This window comes from Tenacibaculum holothuriorum (assembly GCF_002120225.1).
Lineage (GTDB): Bacteria > Bacteroidota > Bacteroidia > Flavobacteriales > Flavobacteriaceae > Polaribacter > Polaribacter holothuriorum.
In genome coordinates, this window is record NZ_LAPZ01000011.1 from 74,951 (window position 1) to 97,347 (window position 22,397).

Below are 22,397 nucleotides of genomic sequence, written 5' to 3' on the forward strand. Positions count from 1 at the left end.
ATTAATTAATGATTGCTTTTAGATTTTCTATCGTTGAGGCTGGATTTTCGCTTTTAAAAACAAAACTTCCTGCAACTAAAACATCAGCTCCAACTTCAATAAGTTTGTTAGCATTTTGATCGGTTACACCACCATCAATTTCTATTAATGTTGAAGCTCCACTAAACTCAATTAAATTTTTTAATTGTTGCACTTTTTTGTAAGTGTTTTCAATGAATGATTGCCCTCCAAAACCAGGATTTACACTCATTATACAAACTAAATCTAAGTCTTTAATAATGTCTTCTAAAACAGCAATAGGAGTATGCGGATTTAAAGCTACTCCAGCTTTCATTCCAGCAGCTTTAATAGCTTGGATAGTTCTGTGTAAATGTGTGCAAGCTTCGTAATGTACCGTTAAAATATCAGCACCTAAATCTGCAAAAGTTTGAATGTAACGATCAGGGTCAACAATCATTAAATGTACATCAATTGTTTTTTTAGCGTGTGTAGAAATAGCTTTTAAAACTGGCATTCCAAATGAAATATTAGGAACAAATACACCGTCCATAATATCAATATGAAACCAATCGGCATCACTGTTGTTTACCATTTCTATGTCTCGCTGTAAGTTAGCAAAATCGGCTGCTAATACTGAAGGAGCTACAAGTTTTTTCATCTTTTGTTTTTGTTGTGTTGTTAAGTTGGGCAAATATAACTAAAACACATAGAGGATTCATAAAAAAGAAAACTCTCAAAAAATTGAGAGTTTTCCATTCATTAATCAAAAAACGAATAGTTATGATAACTATTTGTTGTTTTATATATTGTTTAACCTAAATAGGTCATTAAAATTTTACTGCGAGAAGTGTGCTTTAATCTACGAATTGCTTTTTCTTTAATTTGACGAACACGTTCACGAGTTAAATCGAAAGTTTCACCAATTTCTTCTAAAGTCATTGGTTGGTGTTCACCTAAACCAAAGTATAGTTTTACAACATCTGCCTCACGAGGAGTTAATGTTTCTAAAGCACGATTAATTTCTATTCTTAAAGACTCGTGTAATAATGTTTTATCTGGATTTGGAGATTCTCCTGAATTTAATACATCGTATAAGTTAGAATCTTCTCCTTCAATCAATGGTGCATCCATAGATACGTGACGACCAGAATTTTTCATTGATTCTTTTACATCATTAACAGTCATGTCTAACTTCTTAGCAATTTCCTCAGCACTTGGTGGGCGCTCATTTTCTTGTTCTAAGAAAGCATACATTTTATTAATCTTGTTAATAGAACCAATTTTATTTAAAGGTAAACGTACAATACGAGATTGCTCTGCCAACGCTTGTAAAATAGATTGACGAATCCACCATACTGCATATGAAATAAATTTAAAACCACGAGTTTCATCGAAACGTTTAGCAGCTTTAATTAATCCTAAGTTTCCTTCGTTAATTAAATCAGGTAATGTTAATCCTTGATTTTGATATTGTTTAGCTACCGATACTACGAAACGTAAGTTAGCTTTTGTTAATTTTTCTAATGCTCTTTGATCTCCAGCTTTAATGCGCTGTGCTAATTCTACTTCTTCATCTGCAGTAATTAAATCTACTTTTCCAATTTCTTGCAAGTACTTGTCTAAAGATGCTGTTTCTCTATTGGTAACCTGCTTTGTAATTTTAAGTTGTCTCATCTATTCTAAGTAAAATTTTTAATGATTAACACTCTGTTCTCAATTACTTATACGTAGCATTTAAAGTAAATGTTACAAAAAAGATATTTTTTTTGAAAATTATTTGAATTAGTTAAAGAATTGTTAATTTTACTTTTGAATTGTATAGCGGTGACTTGTTATAAAAAATTGTGTCTAATAAGCTACAAGTCTTAATTTAAAAAGAACCAAACTTAGTCTTTGAAAGATATAGAAGCTACAAAATTAAGCGACGAAGAATTGGTACGTAAAATAGTAGAAAAGAATGATACTCATTTATTTGCTGTTTTGTACGACCGTTATGCAGGTGTGGTTTATAATAAATGCTATGGGTTTTCTAAAAACAAAGAAGAAGCCCAAGATTTAACCCACGATGTATTTGTTCGTTTATTTGTTAAGCTAAGAACTTTTAAAGGTAAATCTAAGTTTTCTACATGGTTGTATTCTTTTACCTACAATTTCTGCGTAAATTACGTGCAAAGAAATAGTGAGAAAAAGAAAGAAAAGGTTACTGTAGTAACCGATCAAATAAAAGAAGAAGATTCCGAATTTGAAGAAATTGATGATAGCACTTTATTCGAGTTAAAGTCAGATAAACTGGCTAAAGCACTCGAAATGATTTCAGCTTCTGATAAAATGATTCTTTTAATGAAATATCAAGACGATATGAGTATTAAAGAAATTTCAGGAGCCTTAGAGTTAGGTGACAGCGCCATAAAAATGCGCTTAAAACGAGCAAAAGAAAAAGTCGTTAAAGCGTATAATGAATTGTAATTAGTATGGATAATCCATTTAAGAAAATATTACATAACGAAGAATTGCCAGAAGTACTAAAAGACAAAGTGCTTAATGATGTGGCAATGATAAAGCTATCTATAGATATGGCTGATTTGTTTGTGGTAAAATATCCGAATACAATTGCCGATTTAATTAATGCGCCAGAATCATCAGAAAAAAAGCAGTCAGAAGAAGAGAATAATGAAGCAAAAGAAGATAAAAACTAAATACAACTAATATTATGTACCCTCTAGAAATAGATATTTTAGGTCCTTTTCGTAAGATTTTTGACGATATAATAGAATCGTTACCTACCGTTGCTGGTTTTATAGCATTTGTTCTTGTATCGTGGTTAGCGATTAAATTGTTTTTGTACGTTGTTAGAAAAGCTTTGGCAAAAACTAAGATTGATGAATGGTCTAAAAAATTAAGTAAAACAGAAATTTTTGGGAATTCTACCATAAACATTGTATTAACTAATGTAATACTAGCGGTATTAAAATGGTTCTTGATTTTTATGTTTGTAATGGTTGGAGCAGAAATGTTCGGGTTAACAGTTGTTTCTGATGGAATTAGGAGCTTCTTTGCCTACTTACCAAAATTATTAACTGCCTTAGGAATTTTTGTAGCTGGAGCGTATTTAGGTACAATAGTTAAAAAAGCTATTCAGTCTATGTTTAAGTCTTTAGAGATTTCTGGAGGTAATTTAGTCGGGAATATTGCTTTTTACTTAATCGTAATTTTCTTATCGATTACAGCGTTAGATCAAGCAGGAGTTGATACTTCAGTAATTAAAAGTAATTTAACATTATTAATAGGTTCTATTTTATTAGCTTTTACTATTGCTTTTGGTTTAGGGGCTAGAGATGCTGTGTCTAGATTGTTATTTGGTTACTATTCAAGAAAAAATATTGGTATAGGGGAGAAGATAAAAATTAATGATATTGAAGGTGTTGTAATTGCTATTGACAATATTTGTTTTACTATACAAACTGCAGATGGCAAAGTAGTATTGCCTATTAAAGATGTGGTAAACAGTAAAATAGTTATAAAAAATTAACATATGTTAATAACATTTTATATATTTGCCTATACTATTACTAGGAAATATATATTAAAGATAATTGTATGATAGATTTCGGGGGACTTCTATCAAATAGTAAAGAGTAATCTTTACCATGATTAGACCATCATTTTTTGATGGTCTTTTTTTTGAAAAATATGTGACCTTTTAAAAAATAATGTGTCTTAATGATAGATAGATTTTGGGGGATTTCTATCAAAGTTCGTAAAGTAATTACTTTGCAAATAAAAAGCGGCTAACTTTAATAAGTTAACCGCTTGTTTTTTATATTGTTATAGGGTTTACTCGAAAGACAAGTGTAAAAATATACCTCGAGTTCCTAAGAAATCTATAGGAGCTGTCCATTGGCTGTCAATAGAATTATCATAAGTTACTTCGTTGTTTAATGCAAAAATACCTCTAATTGAAGGAGAGAATTTAAAATAGGTTAAATAAAAATCCATACCAATACCTACTTCATACATAAAGTTACTTGTTTTGGTTCTAAATTTTCCAGCTGCATTATCATCACTATTATTCTCGTTACTAGAAAAATTATAATCATAAGAAACTCCAGCTAAAACATATGGTCTAATATTGTTTAGTCTATTTGCACTAACTTTTAAAATAAAAGGTAAGTGTAAGAAAGTAGCATCAACCTCTCTAGTTGTAATGTTTTCGTTAGTAGAGTTAATATGTTTAAAACGTAACGTTTTAGTGTTTGATATTAAACCAGGCTCAAAACGTAAATTAACATTGTTGTGTAAACGTAAATCACCAATTAAACCAACATTAAAACCTATAGATGATTCTACTTCAATATTAGGTGTACTTGTAGCGTTATTAGGTCTGTAAGCTATTTTATAGCCATTGGTGTTTAGCCCTAAATAAAAACCGTAATGAAATAAAGGTTTGTCAAAACTAGGAAGGTTTAATACCTTTTCTTTTTGACCGTAAGAAATACTTGCTACTAAAAGCAAACTTAAAATTAAAAGTTTTTTTAACATATTATTTACTAGCTGTATAAATTGAAGCAACTCCAAAAGTTACTGGTAAATCCTTTGCATTCTTAAACCCATTTTTTTCTAAAATATTGTTGAATGCCTTACCAAAAGGAAAAGAATTTGCACTTTCAGATAAATATGAATAGGCTACTTTGTCTTTAGAGAACAGTTTTCCTACTATTGGCAAGAATAAATTAGTGTATAATTTATACCCTTGCTTAAAAGGGAATTTTGTTGGATTCGAAGTTTCTAAAACCACAAATTTACCGCCTGGTTTTAAAACGCGTAAAATTTCCGTAAGACCTTTGTCTAAGTTTTCAAAATTACGAACACCAAAAGAAACTGTAATAGCATCGAAAGTATTGTCTTCAAAAGGAATATTTTCGCTGTCACCAACAACCATTTCAATAGTGTCTGATAAATTTGCTTTGGCTACTTTTTGCTTACCAACATTAAGCATTCCTTCAGAAATATCTAAACCAACAATTCTATCTGGTTTTAATTCAGACATCATTAAGGCTAAGTCTCCTGTTCCTGTGGCAATATCTAAAATTTGCTTCGGATTATTTTCTCCAACTAACTTTACTACTTTTTTACGCCAACTTACATCTATTCCTAAAGAAATAACGCGGTTTAATCCGTCGTAATTTTCAGAAATATTATCGAACATTTTAGCTACTTGTTCTTTTTTACCTAAGTCAGAATCTTTATATGGTTTTACGATTTTACTCATTTTTAGTAGTAGGTTTTATCCGTTAATTGCAACAACTTCACTAATTTGATTAGGAAGCATTTCTTTTAACATTGTTTCAATTCCGTTCTTTAACGTTACTGTTGATGAAGGACATCCGCTGCATGCTCCTTGTAAAACAACGCTAACAACTTTACTATCTTTATTGTACGATTTAAAAGCAATATTTCCTCCGTCAGACGCTACAGCAGGTTTAATATATTCATCTAGAATATCAACAATTTTAGCCTCGGTGTCGGTAAGGTTTTCTTTCGGAATTTCTACATTTTGTTTTGTTTCTTGTTTCGGCAATTCTCTAATAATGGTTTTACCATCTAACAGGAAGTTTCTAATGAATGAACGAACATCTTGAAAAACATCATTCCATTCAACCATATCATATTTTGTAATAGAAACATAATTTTGAGAAATAAATATTTCTTTTACAAAAGGAAAGTTGAATAACTCTTGTGCTAACGGAGATGACTTGCTAGCTTCATCAATATTGTGATACTCCACATCTGTTTGAGTTAAGGCTTTGTTAGTCCCAAACTTCATTACTGCTGGGTTAGGAGTAACTTCAGCATATACTTCAATAGGTTCTTTTTTTGAAGTAACTTCTTCTTTTACTACAGGATTACCTTCTGTTAAATAAGCTTCTATTTGCTCTTTTACTTCTTCTTCCACATCATTCCATTGAACAATGTCGTAACGTTGAATAGCAATAAAATTTGCCGTTACAAAAACCTTTTTTACAAAAGGTAAGTAGAATAATTGTTGTGCTAAAGGTGAGTTTTTAGCTTCGTCTATATTGTTGTATTCATAACTACCTCCATTAATTAAAATAGTATTGCTTACAAATTTTATAATGGTTTCGTTTGCAGTTTCTTGAATGTTAATTTTTATTGTGCTCATAAAATTATAATGAGGTGCAAAATTACGGTAAAAAAATAAAAAAGCTCCGTTAGATTTATAAAACCTAACGGAGCTTTTTATTAATTGTATGTCTACTATAGATTTATTGTAAGTGTACCCATAATTCTTGCAGTATTAATGTTTAATTCTGCAGGGTTTACATTAACTCTATCTGTATTATATAATCGGTAAGGAGAAGTGCTTTCTGTTTTACTATATGATAAGCCAAAATTCATGTTTCCGAAATTATAACCTAATCCAGCAGAGAAGCCTTTTAAATTGTCAGAGTCTAAAGCATCTTTATATGGACTTTGCTCATAGTGATAACCTCCTCGAATACTCATTTTATCAAACCTCCATTCGGTACCAATGTTAACAGCATGTGTACTTCTAAAATCGTTGTTGAAGTTGTTGTTTACATCTGTAAAGTTACCGTTTGAAAAATTAGTGTTTTTATAATCTTTAAACGTATAATCAATACTGATTAAACCTTTTTTGTCGAATAATATAGCTCCACTAGCGGTTAGTTTACCTGGAGTTTTTAATCTAAAAGCATATGTATTAAACTCTTCACCGCTGTCTACATTAGGAGTAATGTTGGTAGCGCTAATTCTAGTGTAGCCTAACCAATGATCGTAAGTAGAGTCATTAGGATCAAAAACAGCTAAATTACTTTCCTCTAAAACTTCAGTATACCAAGTCGGAGTTTCGTAAGAAAGTCCAAGTCTTAAATTTTGATGCATTTTATAAATAAAACCAACACCTAAAGAAAAACCTTGTCCTTCGAATCTGCTAATTTGTTCATTAAACGCGGTAAGTGTATTACCATTTCCATCTTCATTAATCTCATTAAGAGTAGCTCTTTGACCTAATCTTACATCGTGTAAATTTACTGTAGCACCTACAAATAATTTGTTTTGATGTACTGCAGAAAATCCAAAACTAAATACACTCGATTCTCCATTTAAAGTGCTTGTGAAACTTTGTTCTCGAGCATTTGTAAATTGAGTTCTTGGAGTAGCTGGATCATCTGGATGTTCATTGAAAAATGCTTGACCACTATTACCCCTTACAGAAAAACTTCCATCAAAATCATTTTTAAGTCTATAGTTAAAACTTAAAGCAAAACGATTCCAATCACTATCGTAAGCTGAATCAAATGATAAAATTGCACCAGCTTGTGTTACATTAAAAAAATCATCTTGATTGTTTAAAGTATTTCCGTAGTAACTTGCAGCTATGTCGGTATTTCTATTACCCATAGTAAAAGAAAGTTTACTTTTTCTTGCTACAGCACCACCTGCGGGGTTTATTCCTATAGAAGACACATCTCCACCAAGAGCTCCAAAAGCTCCGCTCATTGCGTTAAATCGTGCTGTACCGTTGTTGTTGTCTTGGCTAAAAATGATGCCTAAATCATTGTAGCCTAAAGATTGAGAAAAGGACGTTAACGTTCCTGCGACTAAAGTCGCTATTATAAAAAATCGTTTCATGTTTTTCTTGATAATTCGTTTAACTTATACTGTGTAGTTTGGTGTTTTTATCTTCTACCTCTAGAGCTTCTTCCGCTTGAACTTCTACTAGATGTTCCTCTACTGCTAGAGAATCCTCTTGATGAAGAGTAGCTTCTTGAAGATCTCGAAGATCGAGAAGGAGTGTAGCTACGAGTAGATCTTGAATTTCTATTTGAAGAATAATTTCTAGACGATCGATTACTAGAATTGTTTGAATAACTTCGTGTACTACGTGTAGATCTTCCATTACTTCTAATGTTTCTAGATGACCTGCTTCCGCCAGTGTTGTAGCTTCTTCGAGTAGAACGAGTACTTCTATTTGTGCTGCTAGGTTTATGTCCTCCAGTAGTATAACCTCTAGTATTTCTTCTAGTTTTACTTATTCCTCTTGTAGAACGAGTAGAGTTATATCCTCTAGTGCTTCTTGTACTTCGAGTAGATCTGCCGTTTCTTCTATAAACATCAGAAGATCTTCTAGAACTTGTAGCTCTTCTATTAGTAGAATAACCTCTTCTTGAGTTAGAAGCAACTCCGTAACCTCTACGGTAAGGGTTTGCACCTCTTCTAATTGGACGATAATATCTGTTTCCGTAATAGTATCCGTTTCTAAATGGTCTATAATAAGGAGGGCAGTAAAAAGGGTCGTAAAAACCTCCAACACCAATGCCTACATAGATTCCTGTGTTCCAGTGGTAAGGATGCCAATAAGGATTGTAGCCCCATCTGTTCCATCCGGTTCTCCATCCCCAACGATTCCAACCCCATCTATTCCATCCCCAAGGGGTATCCCAATATGGATCGTAAAATCCGTTGAATCCCCAACGAGGAGCTGTATTAATGTTAATTACCACATCAGCATCAGAGCTATAACCCCAAGGTTCATTGTAGTTATAAGTAATTCTAGTTTTTGGTCTTTCTTCGTCTATAATTTCTTCTTCAACGTCAAAATCTTCAGAACTGTATTCTTCTATTTCAGTAAAAATATCGTTTCCTTTTAAAGCACCTATACGTTCTACTTCTTTTCTAAAATAATTTTCTTCATGTTTTTTAAACTCCTCTTCATCTACTTCCACAACTCGTCGTTGAGGTTGTTCTGTATCGTCGGCATAAATTCCGTCATCATTACCAGTAACCGTTTGTGTACTTCCGCAAGAAACTAAGGTAGCCACCATAAATAATGATAGAAAATATAAAGGGAGTTTGGTTTTAGTGTAATGTAACTTCATGTCTATGCTTTTTAGTTAATTTTAAATATTTGCAAAAAACGAGTTATTATTTGGGCAAAATTCTCTTTTTAATGTAGTTTTGCAAACACAATTTACGCATAAAAAGTAACAATTTTTATGCCAAACTTTTGAATATGAGCAAACATTTAACGAAAAGAGCAGAAGATTACTCAAAGTGGTATAACGAATTGATTGTAAAGGCTGATATGGCTGAAAACTCAGCTGTAAGAGGTTGTATGGTGATTAAACCCTACGGATTTGCAATCTGGGAAAAAATGCAAGCAGAGTTAGATAGAATGTTTAAAGAAACAGGACATCAAAATGCATATTTTCCACTTTTTGTTCCTAAAAGTTTGTTCGAAGCTGAGGAGAAAAATGCAGAAGGTTTTGCTAAAGAGTGTGCAGTAGTAACTCATTATCGTTTGCAAAATGACCCTGATAATGAAGGGAAGTTACGTGTAGATCCTGAAGCAAAACTAGAAGAAGAATTAGTGGTAAGACCAACTTCAGAAGCTATTATATGGAATACCTATAAAGGATGGATTCAATCACATAGAGATTTACCATTATTAATTAACCAATGGGCTAACGTTGTTCGTTGGGAAATGCGTACACGTTTATTTTTACGTACTGCAGAGTTTTTATGGCAAGAAGGTCATACAGCTCACGCAACAAAAGCTGAGGCTATAGCAGAAGCAAAACAAATGCAAGAAGTGTATGCAACGTTTGCAGAACAATTTATGGCAATGCCAGTAGTAAAGGGAGCAAAATCTGAAAGTGAACGTTTTGCTGGTGCAGATGATACATTAACTATTGAAGCTTTAATGCAAGATGGTAAAGCTTTACAAGCTGGTACTTCTCACTTCTTAGGGCAAAATTTTGCGAAAGCTTTTGATGTAAAGTATACGTCTAGAGAAGGGAAACAAGAATATGTTTGGGCTACTTCTTGGGGAGTTTCAACACGTTTAATTGGTGGTTTAATTATGACGCACTCTGATGATGCTGGATTAGTATTACCTCCTAAGTTAGCGCCAATTCAAGTAGTGATTGTTCCTATATATAAAGGAGAAGAACAATTGAGTGCTATTTTCGATAAAGTAGATCCTATTATTAAGGAATTAAAAGCAAAGGGAGTTTCGGTTAAGTTTGATGATAGAGATACGATGCGTCCAGGAGCAAAATTTGCAGAATACGAATTAAAAGGTGTTCCTGTAAGAATTGCAATGGGTAAAAGAGATTTAGAAAACGGTACTGTTGAGGTTGCTCGTAGAGATACTTTTGAAAAACAAACCGTTGCTCAAGATGATGTGGTAACTACTGTTGAACAATTATTAAATGATATTCAAGAGAGTCTTTATACGAAAGCTTTAAATTATAGAAGTGAACATACAACAGAGGTAAATACTTTTGATGAATTTAAAGATGTAATTGAAAATAAAGGAGGATTTATTTCTGCTCACTGGGATGGAACAATTGAAACTGAAGATAAGATTAAAGAATTAACAAAAGCAACGATTAGGTGTATACCAAACGATGCTGTTGAAGAAGCAGGAGTATGTGTTTTTACAGGTAAGCCATCTACTAAAAGAGTACTGTTTGCAAAAGCGTATTAAAAAAACTTAAAAAAGTTTTGGTGCAATTCAAAAGAGTTTATATATTTGCACCCGCAAACAAGAAATTGATTGTTTTGCTCCGTTCGTCTAGGGGTTAGGACGCCAGGTTTTCATCCTGGTAACACGGGTTCGAATCCCGTACGGAGTACAAAGCTTCGAATTTATTTCGAAGCTTTTTTTATCAAAAAATAGAAATATTTTTTATTGCAGATATAAAAAGAAGTTTCTATATTTGCACCCGCAATCAATTAGAGATTGTAATGCTCCGTTCGTCTAGGGGTTAGGACGCCAGGTTTTCATCCTGGTAACACGGGTTCGAATCCCGTACGGAGTACAAAAGTTTTTTTATAAACATTTAACGTTTAGTATAATGGCAAATCATAAGTCAGCATTAAAGAGAATAAGAAGTAACGAAGCGAAGCGCTTAAGAAATAAATATCAGCATAAAACTACACGTAATGCTGTTAGAAAATTAAGGGCTACTACAGATAAGAAGGAAGCAGAAGGAATGTTTTCGTCAGTTGTTTCTATGTTAGATAAATTAGCAAAGAACAACATTATTCATAAGAATAAAGCGGCAAACTTAAAGTCAAAGTTGGCTAAGCATGTTGCAGCTTTATAAGAGTTTTAAGGTTAGTTAATAAAAAAGCATCTCGTATGAGATGCTTTTTTTTTATGCATTATTTTATCTAAAATTCTGTTAAACTATTTTTTAATAAGAAAGTTAATGAATTAGAAAAGTACTAATAGTTTGATTTTTAAATGTTAATCAAATAAAAATAGTTTTTATCCTATGCTTTATGTTGTTTTCATTGAATATTACTACACCAGTATGAAGTGTGTAAAAATGATAATCATTGAGCTATAGATATTAATAGTACTTAAATGTGTTATTGAAGTTAAAGGAGAAAATGAATTAAGGTTAGTGCTAAAATTAGATTTAGTTAATTAATAGAAAGAAGATTAATACTGAAGATAATAATGATGAATAAATAGCTAAAGTATTAGTGGTTAAAATTGCTGAGAAAGAGATGATACTTCGTAAAAGGACTTTTTATTCAATAAGGGATTTGTGCTTCTTGTTTACCAGTCATATTTTTTATGAGCATCAAGTCTTATGAAAATGAAGAGTAATAAAGTAAAGCCCCATAAGGAAGATCCTCCATAGCTAAAGAAAGGAAGAGGTATTCCAATTGTAGGTAAAAGACCTATTACCATACCAATATTTACAATTACGTGAAAGAAAATTATTGATGCTACTCCGTAACCATATATTCTTCCAAATTTATTAGTATGCGTTTCTGCGAGGTATATGATTCGATATAATAAAATCATAAAAAGAATAATAACTAAGCTACTTCCTAAGAATCCCCACTCTTCACCAACAGTGCTGAATATATAGTCTGTATGCTGTTCTGGTACAAAATCTCCCTGAGTTCTGTCTCCTTGTAAAAAACCTTTTCCAAAAAAACCTCCAGAGCTTACTGTTAATTCTGATTGATGTGAGTTGTAACCAATGCCTCTTGTGTCTTTAATTTTTCCTAATAAGATATCGAAACGATCTTTTTGATGTTGTTCAAATACATTAGTGTAGGTGTATCCTACAGCAAAAATAAATGTGCTTAAAGCTAAATATGCACCTACTACTATGGGCCAATTAAAGCGAATAAACTGTTTGTTTTTATATACGTTATAAATTATAGCTATAGTTAGGATTGAAATTACAGTAATTAATACCCATTTTGTACCAAAATAAACGGTAAGTAAGAACAATACGATTGCTGTTACTCCTAAAATGAAATAGTTTAATGTTAACCCTTCTCTGTTTAATACAAAAAAGAAAGAGAAATAGATAAGAACAGATCCCATATCTGGTTGTAATGCTATAAAAAATGCAGGTAAAAACATTACAATAAATGCCTTAACTTGATTTTTTAAAAGCTTTAGATTGTACTGTCGATCACTCATTAATTTTGCTAAAGCTAGAGCTGTAAAAGCTTTTGCAAATTCTGAAGGTTGTAATCCTATTCCGCCAAAGTTATACCAAGAGGTGGCTCCGTTAATTTTCTTTCCTATAACTAATACTCCAGCTAATAAAACTAGTGAGAATATATAGAGAACACTTGCAAATTGTTCATAGAATTTAGAGTTAAAAAAGAGAATAAAAACCATTAAAGGAACACTTGCGCAAATAAATATTAATTGCTTACCATATTTAGTGGAAAAATCAAATAATTGAGTAGCAGTATCTGTAGATGAGGCAGCGTAAATATTCATCCATCCAAAACCAACAAGAATAAAATAGATTAGTATTAATACCCAGTCTATACTAGCAAATATGTTATTTCGTTCCTGACGCAATGGTATCGTGCTTTTTTATTAGTTTATCGTATTCTTTTTGAAGACTAAAATTAACCATTCTGTCTTCTAAATTTTTTCTAGTGGTTGTACCCGTAAGATATTTTTCAATCATTAAACTAGTAACTGGTGCAGCAATTGTTGAACCATAACCTCCGTTTTCAACAAAAACAGCCATGGCAATTTTAGGATTATCTTTTGGAGCAAAAGCAATTAGAATAGAGTGGTCGGGAGCTTGTACTTTTTTACCATCAACAATTTTAATTTTGTTTTCTGCAGTACCCGTTTTTCCACAAATGTCTAACCCATCTACTTGATACCATTTAGCGGTTCCGTAAGTAAAAACATCGTGCATAGCATCAATGGCAATTGGAAAATGTTCTTTATCAATAGTTGTGTGTCTTTTTACTGTATATGTAGAGTCTGTTATGGATTGGTTATTTATTTTTTTAACAATGTGTGGTGTGTAGAAAAAACCTTTGTTGGCAATAGCTGCAGTCATATTTGCTAACTGCATTGGTGTTGTTAAAATTTCACCTTGACCGATAGCGTTAGATATGGTGTAGGTCGATCTCCATCGATTTTTATACCATCTATTATAGAATTTTGCATCTGGAATTACACCTTTTCTTCCTGAGGGTAAATCATAGCCTAGATAATTTCCAAGTCCAAAACTTTCCGCATGTTTGTTCCAAGCTTCTATTCCGATATTTGGATTATCAGCTTTATCTAAAATTCTTTTGTAAGTCGTTGCAAAAAAACTATTACAAGATTTAGCGATTGCTGTTTTTAAACGAATGGGTCTACCTACAATTCCACAGTGACAACCCATAAACTCATTTTTACGTTTTCCGTACTTGTAACCATGCTTGCAGTAGACGTATGTGCTTTCGTCAATAACATTTTCTTGTAAACCAATTAATCCATTTATGATTTTAAAAGGAGAACCTGGAGGGTACATTGCTTGTAAACCTCTGTCGAATGTAGGTGTATTAATGGTGTCATTAAAAAGTCTCACAGAATTGGGTGAACGTTTTCTTCCTACTAATAAATTAGGATCGTAAGAAGGAGCTGTAATTAAAGCTAGTATTTCGCCAGTAGCAGGCTCAATTGCAACAATTCCTCCTCGTTTACCTCGCATTAACTTTTCTCCATACTGTTGAAGTTTAGAATCTATAGTTAATGTTAAGTCGTTACCAGCTAACGCTAAGGTATCATATTTGCCTTTTTTATATGAACCAGTTATTTTATTTAGGTTATTTCTTTTAAAGTGTTTTTTTCCTTTAACACCACGAAGTTCGTTTTCGTATTGGGCTTCAACCCCCATCTTTCCAATTAGTTCCCCTTGTTCGTAGTAGTTACTGGTTCGTGCTTTTTGTTCGTTTACTTCACTAATATATCCTAAGACATTGGCAGCGGATTTAATTGGGTAATCTCTAATAATACGTTTCTGAATATAGAACCCTTTGTATTTAGGTAGTTTTTCTTGCAAGTAAGCGAAATCTTCTTTTGCTAGCTGTTTTAAGAATACTGAAGGAAGCCATCTTGCATATCTTTCAGCTTTTTTGAATCGCTTTACAAAGCTCTTCTTGTCTATTTTTAATAGTTTGCAAAACTCTAAAGTGTCAATTTGTTTAACTTCTTTAGGAACTACCATTACATCGTAAGAAAGTTGATTGGCAACTAATAATTCTCCATTACGATCGTATACATAACCTCTTTCTGGGTAATCGTATTCAATTTTTACGGTAGCGCCATATATTGGGTTTTGATTTCCACCACGAACAATTTGTAGTTGAAATAACCTAATAATATATATTAAGCTAACTAAAGCGATTAAAAAGATGAGTAAAAAACTACGTTTCATGAATCTTTTTTACTGAAAATAAAACTTCCTAAAAAATACAAAATTAACGTAAATACAGTCGAAAAAATTGTATTTAACAATACATTAGTAAAATTTGAAAACCCGAAGTTAATTAGTGTAAATAAAAGAAAATGATGTATTAATGTGAGTAAAGCTACATAGTTAAAAACTTTATCGAAAGTTTCTAATTTTAAATTGAAAGTAGAAAGCTCTGATGAAGTCTTTCTAAAAATAGTTCTTATAAAAAACACACGAATGTATGCTATAAATAAGATTGAAAATGCATTTACTCCACCTAGATTAGAAAAAGCATCAACACAAAGACCTAATAAAAAAGATAGAAATAAAAATGGAAACCTGTTGTTTCTTACTGGATACAAAAATACAAATGCTATATAGAGATACGGATTAATATACCCTAAAAACAATACATTGTTTAAGACTAATACTTGCAAAAAAAGCAAAAAGAAAAATAAAAAAGCTATGTATAAGGTTTTATTCATTCGGTTTGTTTTGCAACGTTTTTATTTCTTCTTTATCTAAACTTATTATTATATCGACATAGCCTAGGTTAGTCATGTCGTTAAATAATTTAATATCAATGGTGTTTGATGCTGTTATTTTATCAGGAACGTTAGCAACAGTACCAATTAAAATTCCTTCAGGAAAAATAGTTGATTTTCCTCCAGTAATTATAGTATCTCCAACATTGTAAGTAGCTTGTCTTGGAATATCGGTTAACTGAACAATATTAGTGTTCTTTCCGTCCCAAATTAAAGTTCCGAAGTGGAATCCGTTTTTAAAACGAGCATTAATTTTACTGTTTTTATTTAAAATGGATTGAACTCTGGCATAACTTCCAGAAACATTATCGGTAATTCCAATAATTCCTTTGCTGTTTACAACAGCCATTTCTTTTTTTAGCCCGTTTTTACTTCCTCTGTTAACTGTTAGAAAGTTGAATGGAGTAGTGTAATTATTACTTGTGATTTTTCCATTTACAAAAGAAAATTTCTGTTTGAAAATAGAGTCGTTTTTCTGTGTTAATGTTACAGAATCAATTATAGTATTGTATTGTTGAAGTAAGTTTTTAAGTCGAGTATTTTCTTCAGAAAGTAATTTGTTCTGACTTTTTAAGTTCATGTATTCAGAAATATTAGAAGTTTTTTCTTGAATACCTCCAGTAATAAAATTTGTTGAACTAATAAATTTACTTCTATGAAAAGAATGATTGTTAATAATTAATGCAACAGCGATTATTTCGAGAAATAAGAAAAAAAGAAAATACTTATACTTCTGAAAGAAATAAATAAGCTGTTGCATAAATTATCATTGTGTTTTATTTAAGTAATACTGTTTTGTATTTCTCAATATTTTTAAGTGCAATTCCAGTACCTCTAACCACTGCACGTAATGGATCTTCGGCTACATAAACAGGTAGGTCTGTTTTTCTAGATAAACGCTTGTCTAAACCACGTAACATAGAACCACCACCTGCTAAATAAATACCAGTATTGTAAATATCGGCAGCTAATTCTGGTGGAGTTTTAGATAAGGTTTCCATAACTGCATCTTCGATACGTAAAATAGATTTATCTAATGCTTTCGCAATTTCACGATACGATACTTGTACTTGTTTAGGTTTACCACTTAATAAATCACGTCCTTGAACCATCATATCGTCTGGTGGCGTGTCTAAATCTTCAGTAGCAGAGCCTATTTGAATTTTGATTTTTTCAGCAGTAGTTTCTCCAACATGTAAGTTGTGTTGCGTACGCATGTAATACATAATATCACTTGTAAATAAATCACCAGCAACTTTTACCGATTGATCGCATACAATACCTGCCAAAGCAATAACAGCAATTTCTGTAGTTCCTCCACCTATGTCAATAATCATATTTCCTTTAGGTTCCATAATATCAATACCAACCCCAATTGCAGCTGCCATTGGTTCGTAAATCAAATAGATTTCTTTAGCATTCATATGACGACCAGAGTCAATAACCGCACGTTTTTCTACTTCTGTAATACCAGACGGAATACAAATAACCATTCGTAATGATGGTGGGAAAAGCTTCTTTTTAATTGCAGGAATTTGCTTAACAAATTCTTTAATCATTTCTTCTGAAGCTTGAAAATCTGCGATAACTCCGTCTTTTAATGGACGAATAGTTTTTATGTTTTCATGAGTTTTTCCTTGCATTCTATTGGCTTCATGACCAGTGGCAATAATTTTTCCAGTTAGTCTGTTTCTTGCAACAATAGAAGGACTGTCTATTACAACTTTTCCGTTGTGAATGATTAAGGTATTTGCGGTTCCTAAATCTACCGCAATGTCTTCAGTCATGAAATCAAAAAAACCCATATGGTATTATGTTATCTAAATTTAAGTGGAATCTTACAAATCTACTAAAAATCTGCTTTGATTCTACAACTAAAATTATTAATGTTTAAAATGTCTGGTTCCAGTAAAAACCATAGCAACGTTATTGTTGTTACAATAGTCAATGCTTAATTGATCTTTAATTGAACCTCCTGGTTGAATTACGCTTTTTATACCTGCTTTATCTGCAATTTCTACACAATCAGGAAAAGGAAAAAATGCATCACTTGCCATAACAGCATTTTCCAAATTGAAGTTGAAGTTTTTAGCTTTTTCAATAGCTTGTCTTAAAGCATCAACTCTACTTGTTTGTCCAGTTCCACTAGCACATAATTGTTTGTTTTTAGTCAAAACAATTGTATTAGATTTTGTGTGCTTACAAATTTTAGAGGCAAATAGTAAATCCTCTAACTCACTTTCGGTTGGTTTATTGTTAGTTGCGTACGATAAATCCTCTAAACGATCGGTTTTATTGTCTTTATCTTGAATTAACAATCCGTTTAAAGCAGTTCTTACATTTTGAGCTGGTAATTCAACTTCTTTTTGAACTAATAAAACTCTGTTTTTCTTTCCTTTTAAAATTTCTAAAGCGTCATCGTTAAATGCCGGAGCAATTACTACTTCGCAGAAAAGTTTATGAATTTCTTCAGCAGTAGCTTTGTCAATAGTAGTATTACTAATTAAAATACCTCCAAAAGCAGAAACAGGATCTCCAGCTAAAGCATCTACATAGGCTTGGTAAACTGTTTCTCTTTGAGCAAAACCACAAGCATTGTTATGTTTTAAAATAGCAAATGTTGGTGCTTCGTCTTTAAATTCGTTCATTAAGTTAACAGCAGCATCTACATCTAATAAATTGTTATAACTTAGTTCTTTACCGTGTAATTTGTCGAACATTGCGTCTAAATCTCCAAAGAAATATCCTTGTTGGTGTGGATTCTCTCCATAACGTAATGTTTTAGAAGTAGTTTCGCTTGCTTTATAAACGATTTCCTCTTCGTTGAAATAATTGAAAATAGCTGTATCGTAATGGGATGAAATGTTAAATGCTTTAGCAGCAAATTTCTTCCTATCATTAATATTTGTTTCTCCGTTATTTTCTGAAATGATGTTTAAAAACTCATCATATTGTTCCATTGAAGAAACAATAAATGTGTCTTTAAAGTTTTTAGCAGCTGCTCTAATAAGAGAAATTCCTCCAATATCAATTTTTTCAATAATATCTTGTTCTGCAGCTCCAGAAGCAACTGTTTTTTCAAAAGGATATAAATCAACAATTACTAAATCTATCTGCGGAATTTCATATTCCTCTAATTCAGCAACATCTCCTTCATGATTTTGACGATTTAGAATTCCGCCAAATACTTTTGGGTGTAGTGTTTTTACTCTACCTCCTAAAATAGATGGATAAGAAGTTACATCTTCTACAGGTACTACATTAATACCTAAATCTTTGATGAATTTTTCGGTACCTCCAGTAGAATAAATAGTAACATTAAGCTCATTTAGCTTCTTAACAATAGGCTCTAATCCGTCTTTGTGAAATACAGAGATTAATGCCGATTTAATCGTTTTTGTAGTGTTCATTTGTTGTTGTGTTGTTAAGCGAACAAAACTACTAAAACCCACAAGTTTATACAATAAAGTTTTTCGGATTTTAAAGCAAAATAAAACACCATCAAATTAAAGCTTGATGGTGTTTTATCTAACAAAAACGAAAAAGTAAAAAACTATTATTCTGCAGTTTCTAAGAAATTGCGGAACCAAGTAGCAAATTTTTCGTAAAGTGATTGTTTTGTTTGTGTATGTGAACTATTTCCAAGCGCAGCATACGTGGGGATTTGTTTGTTGCTCATTTTAAGGGGATTAAATGAAGTTAATTATTACTAATAGTTTTCAAATAAAAGAAAAAATATATTAATAATCAAGCAATTGCGAAAAAAATTACAAAATCGTTGCAACTTTACTACAAACATGCTCTAATAACTCCTCATCTTGTGGGGTGAATGGGTTAACTGTGTGAGAATCAATGTCTATTTGTCCGATGTTTTCTCCGTTTACAAAAATTGGAATTACAATTTCAGATTTTACCTTCCATCCGCAAGAAATATAGTTGTCTTGTTCACTTACGTCTTGTACAACAAAGTTTTCATTGCTTACAGCAACTTGACCACAAATACCTTTACCAAAAGGAATAATTGTATGATCCGTTGGCTCTCCTGTAAATTGAGCTAATTTAAGTTCTTCTTTGTTTCCGTTTTTAAAATAAAAACCTACCCAATCGTAATAGCTAATTTGAGCTTCTAGATAATCACAAATTTGTTGTAATTTTTCTTCTTTTGAAATAACACTATTTATAATAGTGTTTACTTTATTTTTATGTTGATCTAAGTTCATTTTTTAATCTTTCTTAACTAGTTCGAAAAAGAATATATAAGCTTACAAAAATAGTTTTAACAGATGTTTTAAAAAAGAAGAAATTTTGTTTTTGTACATTTGCCCTCTAATGAAATCATTTTTCTTAAAAATATCGTCATTAACTTTAGCCTTTTTGGTTTTGTTTTCTACATTCTCATTTACTGTAGAAAAGCATTTTTGTGGTGATTTTTTAGTGGATATTTCTTATTTTGGTGAAGCACAATCTTGTTCTGGTGAAGTAGAAAAAGACAGTTGTGAAGAAAAAAGAGTAGAGAAAAAGAAAAAATGCTGTAAAGATGAAGTTCAGCAAATTGATGGACAGGACGATTTTCAAAAAACGTCAATAGATAAAATTACATTTAAACTTCAAAAGTTTGTAATTGCTTATGCAGTTTCATACAAATTGATGTTTAAAAAACTTCAGCGATTAATAATTCCGCACAAGAATTATTCGCCCCCCAGCTTATACTTTAATTTTCAAGTTTTACATGAGGTATTTATCATATGATTTTAAATGTTTTTAAAGCAAAACGCTATAAAAATGTTTAATGATTAATATGATAATAAATGAAAAAATATATCAGTAGCTTTTTTATGCTACTTAGTTTACTCTCATTCTCTCAAAATACTTACAAGGGAATGATAATGGATAAGAACAATCCGAAAGATAATTTAGGAGTTTACGGAGCTAATGTTTATTGGCTAAATACTTCTATAGGTACTACCACAAATGAAAAAGGATGGTTTGAGCTTCCTTATAAAAAAGAATATAAAAAGTTAGTAGTAAGTTTTGTAGGTTATAAAACCGATACAATTACTATTAAAAATAATAAACCAATTCATTACTTTTTAACTGAAGAAAATACGTTAGATGAAGTATCGATAAACGCAAAAAAAGAAGCAACTCAAAAATCATACTTACAAACACAAAACGTAGCAACGATTAATAGTGAAGAATTATTAAAAGCGGCTTGTTGTAATCTTTCAGAGAGTTTTGAAACAAATCCGTCAATAGATGTGAATTTTTCTGATGCAATTACTGGAACTAAGCAAATTCAAATGTTAGGTTTAACGAGTCCTTATTTATTAATTACTCAAGAAAATATACCATCAATTCGAGGAGCAGCTCAAGCATTTGGACTCACATTTACACCAGGGACTTGGGTGGAAAGTATTCAAATTACCAAAGGAGCTGGAAGTGTAGTAAATGGTTTTGAAAGTATCTCGGGACAAATAAATACCGAATTGGTAAAACCGTTTTCAGATAATAAATTGTTTGTAAATACTTATGCTTCTCGAATGGGAAGATTAGAATTGAATACGCATTTCAATCAAAAAATTAATGAAAAATGGCATACAGGTATTTATTTACATGGGAATTATAGAGGAAGTAAGTTTGATGTAAATAACGATGGGTTTTTAGACAATCCGTTAGCAGACCAAATTAATGTAATGAACCGTTGGCAATATACCAATGCGGAAAAAGGTTGGGTAAGCTTTTTTAATGTTCATTTTGTAAATGATAATAAGCAATTAGGGCAGCTAGAGTTTAATCCAGATATTCATAAAGGCTCGAATACTATTTGGGGAAGTGAAATTAAAACAAGGCGTTTTGAAACGTCTGCTAAAGTAGGATATGTATTTCCTGAATTACCTTTTCAAAGCATAGGTGTACAGTTGTCGTATAGCAATCATAAACAAGATTCTTACTTTGGGTTAAGAAATTATAATATTGAACATCAAAGTGTTTATGGAAGTGCAATTTTTAACTCGATAATAGGAGATACCCGTAATAAGTTTAAAACAGGAATTAATGTTTCTTACGATAGTTATGATGAATTGGTAAAAGTAACTCAAGAAGAAAACTATAATAGAAATGAAAAATCTGTAGGAGCATTTTTTGAGTACTCTTACGATAACTTAGATAATTTCAGTTTTACGGCTGGAGCAAGAGTAGATACTCATAACTTATTAGGAACTTTTGTTACTCCAAGATTTCATCTTAGATATGCTCCTTGGGAAAAGGGAGTATTAAGAGCTTCTGTAGGATCGGGTAGACGTAGTGCCAATATATTTGCTGAAAATCAACAGTTTTTTGCTTCATCAAGACAATTGAATATTCAAAATTCGGGAGGAAAAATTTATGGACTGAATCCTGAAAAAGCATGGAATTTTGGTGTGTCATTCTTACAAGGGTATAAGTTGTTTGAAAAGAAAGGAGATATAACGGTAGATTTTTATCAAACAAACTTCACAAATCAAGTAGTTGTTGATTGGGAGAATCCACAAGAAATCTCATTTTATAATTTAGATGGAAAAAGTGTTGCCAAGAGTTTTCAAATAGAAATTAATCAGAAAATAGTTAAAAGGTTAAATACTCGATTTGCGTATAAGTTTTATGATGTTTATACGGATTATAAATCAGGAAGAAAACAAAAACCGTTGCAAGCACAACATCGTTTTTTTGCGAATATATCGTATGAAACTCCAATAACATTAAATTCTTTTCCTTGGAAGTTTGATCTTACTTATAATTGGATTGGAGAACAACGATTACCAAATCTTAATTCAGTATATTCTAAAAGTTATAATTTGTTAAATGCGCAGATAACAAAAGTTTTTTCAAACAAGTTTGAAGTGTATGCAGGAAGTGAAAACTTAACCAATTATAAACAGAAGAATCCTATTTTAGGAAGTGATAATCCGTTTGGTTCAAATTTTGATACTTCGATAGTATACGCACCAATTTTTGGAGCCAATTTTTATGCAGGTTTGCGATTTAAAATAAAATAAGAACTCTCGTTGAGAGAATCAGAAAATAAAAAATTAATTAA

22 protein-coding genes and 2 tRNA genes are annotated in these 22,397 nt (G+C 31.5%); 10 read left to right on the forward strand and 14 right to left on the reverse strand.

The features are described from left to right. Position 1: 1 nt before the first annotated feature. Together rpe and WH52_RS11325 are read right to left on the reverse strand one after the other, a co-directional pair. The gene (gene rpe, locus WH52_RS11320; protein ID WP_086031065.1) at positions 2–658 is read right to left on the reverse strand and encodes a ribulose-phosphate 3-epimerase; all 657 of its coding nucleotides are present in this window, start codon (positions 656–658) and stop codon (positions 2–4) included. 152 nt (positions 659–810) lie between these two features. After that, the gene (locus tag WH52_RS11325) at positions 811–1,674 is read right to left on the reverse strand and encodes a sigma-70 family RNA polymerase sigma factor (protein ID WP_028891227.1); all 864 of its coding nucleotides are present in this window, start codon (positions 1,672–1,674) and stop codon (positions 811–813) included. 219 nt (positions 1,675–1,893) lie between these two features. Here WH52_RS11325 and WH52_RS11330 point away from each other — a divergent pair, with 219 nt between their 5' ends. From WH52_RS11330 to WH52_RS11340, 3 genes are read left to right on the forward strand one after another with little or no spacing between them, the layout of a single operon-like run. After that, on the forward strand, positions 1,894–2,466 hold the full coding sequence (locus tag WH52_RS11330; protein WP_086031066.1) for an RNA polymerase sigma factor: 573 nt from the start codon (positions 1,894–1,896) through the stop codon (positions 2,464–2,466). 5 nt (positions 2,467–2,471) lie between these two features. Then, positions 2,472–2,696 (forward strand): hypothetical protein, encoded by a 225-nt coding sequence (locus WH52_RS11335; protein WP_086031067.1) that lies wholly within the window; start codon positions 2,472–2,474, stop codon positions 2,694–2,696. 14 nt (positions 2,697–2,710) lie between these two features. Continuing rightward, positions 2,711–3,529 (forward strand): mechanosensitive ion channel family protein, encoded by an 819-nt coding sequence (locus WH52_RS11340; RefSeq protein WP_086031068.1) that lies wholly within the window; start codon positions 2,711–2,713, stop codon positions 3,527–3,529. A 305-nt stretch (positions 3,530–3,834) separates the two neighbouring features. Here WH52_RS11340 and porT read toward each other — a convergent pair whose 3' ends face one another. The 5 genes from porT to WH52_RS11365 all read right to left on the reverse strand — a co-directional run bounded on the left by porT (position 3,835) and on the right by WH52_RS11365 (position 8,921). Next, a complete protein-coding gene (gene porT, locus WH52_RS11345) occupies positions 3,835–4,539 on the reverse strand; it encodes a type IX secretion/gliding motility protein PorT/SprT (protein ID WP_086031069.1) in 705 nt (234 codons plus the stop codon). Between the two features lies 1 nt (position 4,540). Further along, positions 4,541–5,269: a bifunctional demethylmenaquinone methyltransferase/2-methoxy-6-polyprenyl-1,4-benzoquinol methylase UbiE gene (ubiE, locus tag WH52_RS11350; protein WP_086031070.1), complete on the reverse strand. Its 729-nt coding sequence runs from the start codon at positions 5,267–5,269 to the stop codon at positions 4,541–4,543. 15 nt (positions 5,270–5,284) lie between these two features. Next, entirely contained in the window at positions 5,285–6,181 is an 897-nt protein-coding gene (locus WH52_RS11355; RefSeq protein ID WP_086031071.1) for a NifU family protein, read from the reverse strand. A gap of 95 nt (positions 6,182–6,276) precedes the next feature. Then, on the reverse strand, positions 6,277–7,674 hold the full coding sequence (locus WH52_RS11360) for an OmpP1/FadL family transporter (protein ID WP_086031072.1): 1,398 nt from the start codon (positions 7,672–7,674) through the stop codon (positions 6,277–6,279). 47 nt (positions 7,675–7,721) lie between these two features. Next, a complete protein-coding gene (locus WH52_RS11365) occupies positions 7,722–8,921 on the reverse strand; it encodes a hypothetical protein (RefSeq protein ID WP_086031073.1) in 1,200 nt (399 codons plus the stop codon). Positions 8,922–9,055: 134 nt separating this feature from the next. Here WH52_RS11365 and proS point away from each other — a divergent pair, with 134 nt between their 5' ends. The 4 genes from proS to rpsT all read left to right on the forward strand — a co-directional run bounded on the left by proS (position 9,056) and on the right by rpsT (position 11,156). Further along, positions 9,056–10,534, forward strand: a complete 1,479-nt coding sequence (gene proS / locus WH52_RS11370; RefSeq protein ID WP_086031074.1) for a proline--tRNA ligase — start codon at positions 9,056–9,058, stop codon at positions 10,532–10,534. 76 nt (positions 10,535–10,610) lie between these two features. Beyond that, positions 10,611–10,682: transfer RNA gene (locus WH52_RS11375), tRNA-Glu, on the forward strand. A 114-nt stretch (positions 10,683–10,796) separates the two neighbouring features. After that, positions 10,797–10,868, forward strand: a tRNA-Glu gene (locus WH52_RS11380). A gap of 36 nt (positions 10,869–10,904) precedes the next feature. Then, entirely contained in the window at positions 10,905–11,156 is a 252-nt protein-coding gene (gene rpsT, locus WH52_RS11385) for a 30S ribosomal protein S20 (protein WP_086031075.1), read from the forward strand. A 461-nt stretch (positions 11,157–11,617) separates the two neighbouring features. Here the strand turns inward: rpsT and rodA are convergent, their stop codons facing one another. Both rodA and mrdA read right to left on the reverse strand, forming a co-directional pair. Further along, positions 11,618–12,895, reverse strand: coding sequence for a rod shape-determining protein RodA (rodA, locus tag WH52_RS11390; RefSeq protein ID WP_086031076.1), 1,278 nt, complete (start codon positions 12,893–12,895; stop codon positions 11,618–11,620). After that, a complete protein-coding gene (gene mrdA / locus WH52_RS11395) occupies positions 12,876–14,759 on the reverse strand; it encodes a penicillin-binding protein 2 (RefSeq protein WP_086031077.1) in 1,884 nt (627 codons plus the stop codon). Before mrdA ends, rodA begins: the two co-directional genes overlap by 20 nt. A gap of 195 nt (positions 14,760–14,954) precedes the next feature. Here mrdA and WH52_RS14900 point away from each other — a divergent pair, with 195 nt between their 5' ends. Beyond that, on the forward strand, positions 14,955–15,158 hold the full coding sequence (locus tag WH52_RS14900; RefSeq protein ID WP_158091376.1) for a hypothetical protein: 204 nt from the start codon (positions 14,955–14,957) through the stop codon (positions 15,156–15,158). Positions 15,159–15,254: 96 nt separating this feature from the next. On the opposite strand, the gene mreC is transcribed toward WH52_RS14900, so the two are convergent. The 5 genes from mreC to WH52_RS11420 form a co-directional block, all read right to left on the reverse strand. After that, the gene (mreC, locus tag WH52_RS11405) at positions 15,255–16,082 is read right to left on the reverse strand and encodes a rod shape-determining protein MreC (protein WP_086031079.1); all 828 of its coding nucleotides are present in this window, start codon (positions 16,080–16,082) and stop codon (positions 15,255–15,257) included. Between the two features lie 16 nt (positions 16,083–16,098). Continuing rightward, positions 16,099–17,127, reverse strand: a complete 1,029-nt coding sequence (locus WH52_RS11410; RefSeq protein ID WP_086031080.1) for a rod shape-determining protein — start codon at positions 17,125–17,127, stop codon at positions 16,099–16,101. Between the two features lie 78 nt (positions 17,128–17,205). Next, a complete protein-coding gene (gene purH / locus WH52_RS11415) occupies positions 17,206–18,732 on the reverse strand; it encodes a bifunctional phosphoribosylaminoimidazolecarboxamide formyltransferase/IMP cyclohydrolase (RefSeq protein ID WP_086031135.1) in 1,527 nt (508 codons plus the stop codon). A gap of 146 nt (positions 18,733–18,878) precedes the next feature. Next, positions 18,879–19,001: a hypothetical protein gene (locus WH52_RS15065; protein WP_262509542.1), complete on the reverse strand. Its 123-nt coding sequence runs from the start codon at positions 18,999–19,001 to the stop codon at positions 18,879–18,881. Positions 19,002–19,089: 88 nt separating this feature from the next. After that, positions 19,090–19,542 (reverse strand): GAF domain-containing protein, encoded by a 453-nt coding sequence (locus WH52_RS11420; RefSeq protein WP_086031081.1) that lies wholly within the window; start codon positions 19,540–19,542, stop codon positions 19,090–19,092. 109 nt (positions 19,543–19,651) lie between these two features. On the opposite strand from WH52_RS11420, the gene WH52_RS11425 reads away from it, so the two are divergent. Both WH52_RS11425 and WH52_RS11430 read left to right on the forward strand, forming a co-directional pair. After that, the gene (locus tag WH52_RS11425) at positions 19,652–20,071 is read left to right on the forward strand and encodes an HYC_CC_PP family protein (RefSeq protein ID WP_086031082.1); all 420 of its coding nucleotides are present in this window, start codon (positions 19,652–19,654) and stop codon (positions 20,069–20,071) included. A gap of 59 nt (positions 20,072–20,130) precedes the next feature. Next, positions 20,131–22,356, forward strand: a complete 2,226-nt coding sequence (locus WH52_RS11430) for a TonB-dependent receptor (RefSeq protein ID WP_086031083.1) — start codon at positions 20,131–20,133, stop codon at positions 22,354–22,356. Positions 22,357–22,397: the final 41 nt, after the last annotated feature.

Coding starts and splice junctions, on each gene's coding strand:
- rpsT (WP_086031075.1), top strand. CDS start 10,905: ATGGCAAATCATAAGTCAGCATTAAAGAGAATAAGAAGTAACGAAGCG.
- WH52_RS11325 (WP_028891227.1), bottom strand. CDS start 1,674: ATGAGACAACTTAAAATTACAAAGCAGGTTACCAATAGAGAAACAGCA.
- purH (WP_086031135.1), bottom strand. CDS start 18,732: ATGAACACTACAAAAACGATTAAATCGGCATTAATCTCTGTATTTCAC.
- WH52_RS11340 (WP_086031068.1), top strand. CDS start 2,711: ATGTACCCTCTAGAAATAGATATTTTAGGTCCTTTTCGTAAGATTTTT.
- proS (WP_086031074.1), top strand. CDS start 9,056: ATGAGCAAACATTTAACGAAAAGAGCAGAAGATTACTCAAAGTGGTAT.
- mrdA (WP_086031077.1), bottom strand. CDS start 14,759: ATGAAACGTAGTTTTTTACTCATCTTTTTAATCGCTTTAGTTAGCTTA.
- porT (WP_086031069.1), bottom strand. CDS start 4,539: ATGTTAAAAAAACTTTTAATTTTAAGTTTGCTTTTAGTAGCAAGTATT.
- mreC (WP_086031079.1), bottom strand. CDS start 16,082: ATGCAACAGCTTATTTATTTCTTTCAGAAGTATAAGTATTTTCTTTTT.
- WH52_RS11410 (WP_086031080.1), bottom strand. CDS start 17,127: ATGGGTTTTTTTGATTTCATGACTGAAGACATTGCGGTAGATTTAGGA.
- WH52_RS11335 (WP_086031067.1), top strand. CDS start 2,472: ATGGATAATCCATTTAAGAAAATATTACATAACGAAGAATTGCCAGAA.
- WH52_RS11420 (WP_086031081.1), bottom strand. CDS start 19,542: ATGAACTTAGATCAACATAAAAATAAAGTAAACACTATTATAAATAGT.
- WH52_RS11430 (WP_086031083.1), top strand. CDS start 20,131: ATGAAAAAATATATCAGTAGCTTTTTTATGCTACTTAGTTTACTCTCA.
- WH52_RS11425 (WP_086031082.1), top strand. CDS start 19,652: ATGAAATCATTTTTCTTAAAAATATCGTCATTAACTTTAGCCTTTTTG.
- WH52_RS11365 (WP_086031073.1), bottom strand. CDS start 8,921: ATGAAGTTACATTACACTAAAACCAAACTCCCTTTATATTTTCTATCA.
- WH52_RS11355 (WP_086031071.1), bottom strand. CDS start 6,181: ATGAGCACAATAAAAATTAACATTCAAGAAACTGCAAACGAAACCATT.
- ubiE (WP_086031070.1), bottom strand. CDS start 5,269: ATGAGTAAAATCGTAAAACCATATAAAGATTCTGACTTAGGTAAAAAA.
- WH52_RS11360 (WP_086031072.1), bottom strand. CDS start 7,674: ATGAAACGATTTTTTATAATAGCGACTTTAGTCGCAGGAACGTTAACG.
- WH52_RS15065 (WP_262509542.1), bottom strand. CDS start 19,001: ATGAGCAACAAACAAATCCCCACGTATGCTGCGCTTGGAAATAGTTCA.
- rpe (WP_086031065.1), bottom strand. CDS start 658: ATGAAAAAACTTGTAGCTCCTTCAGTATTAGCAGCCGATTTTGCTAAC.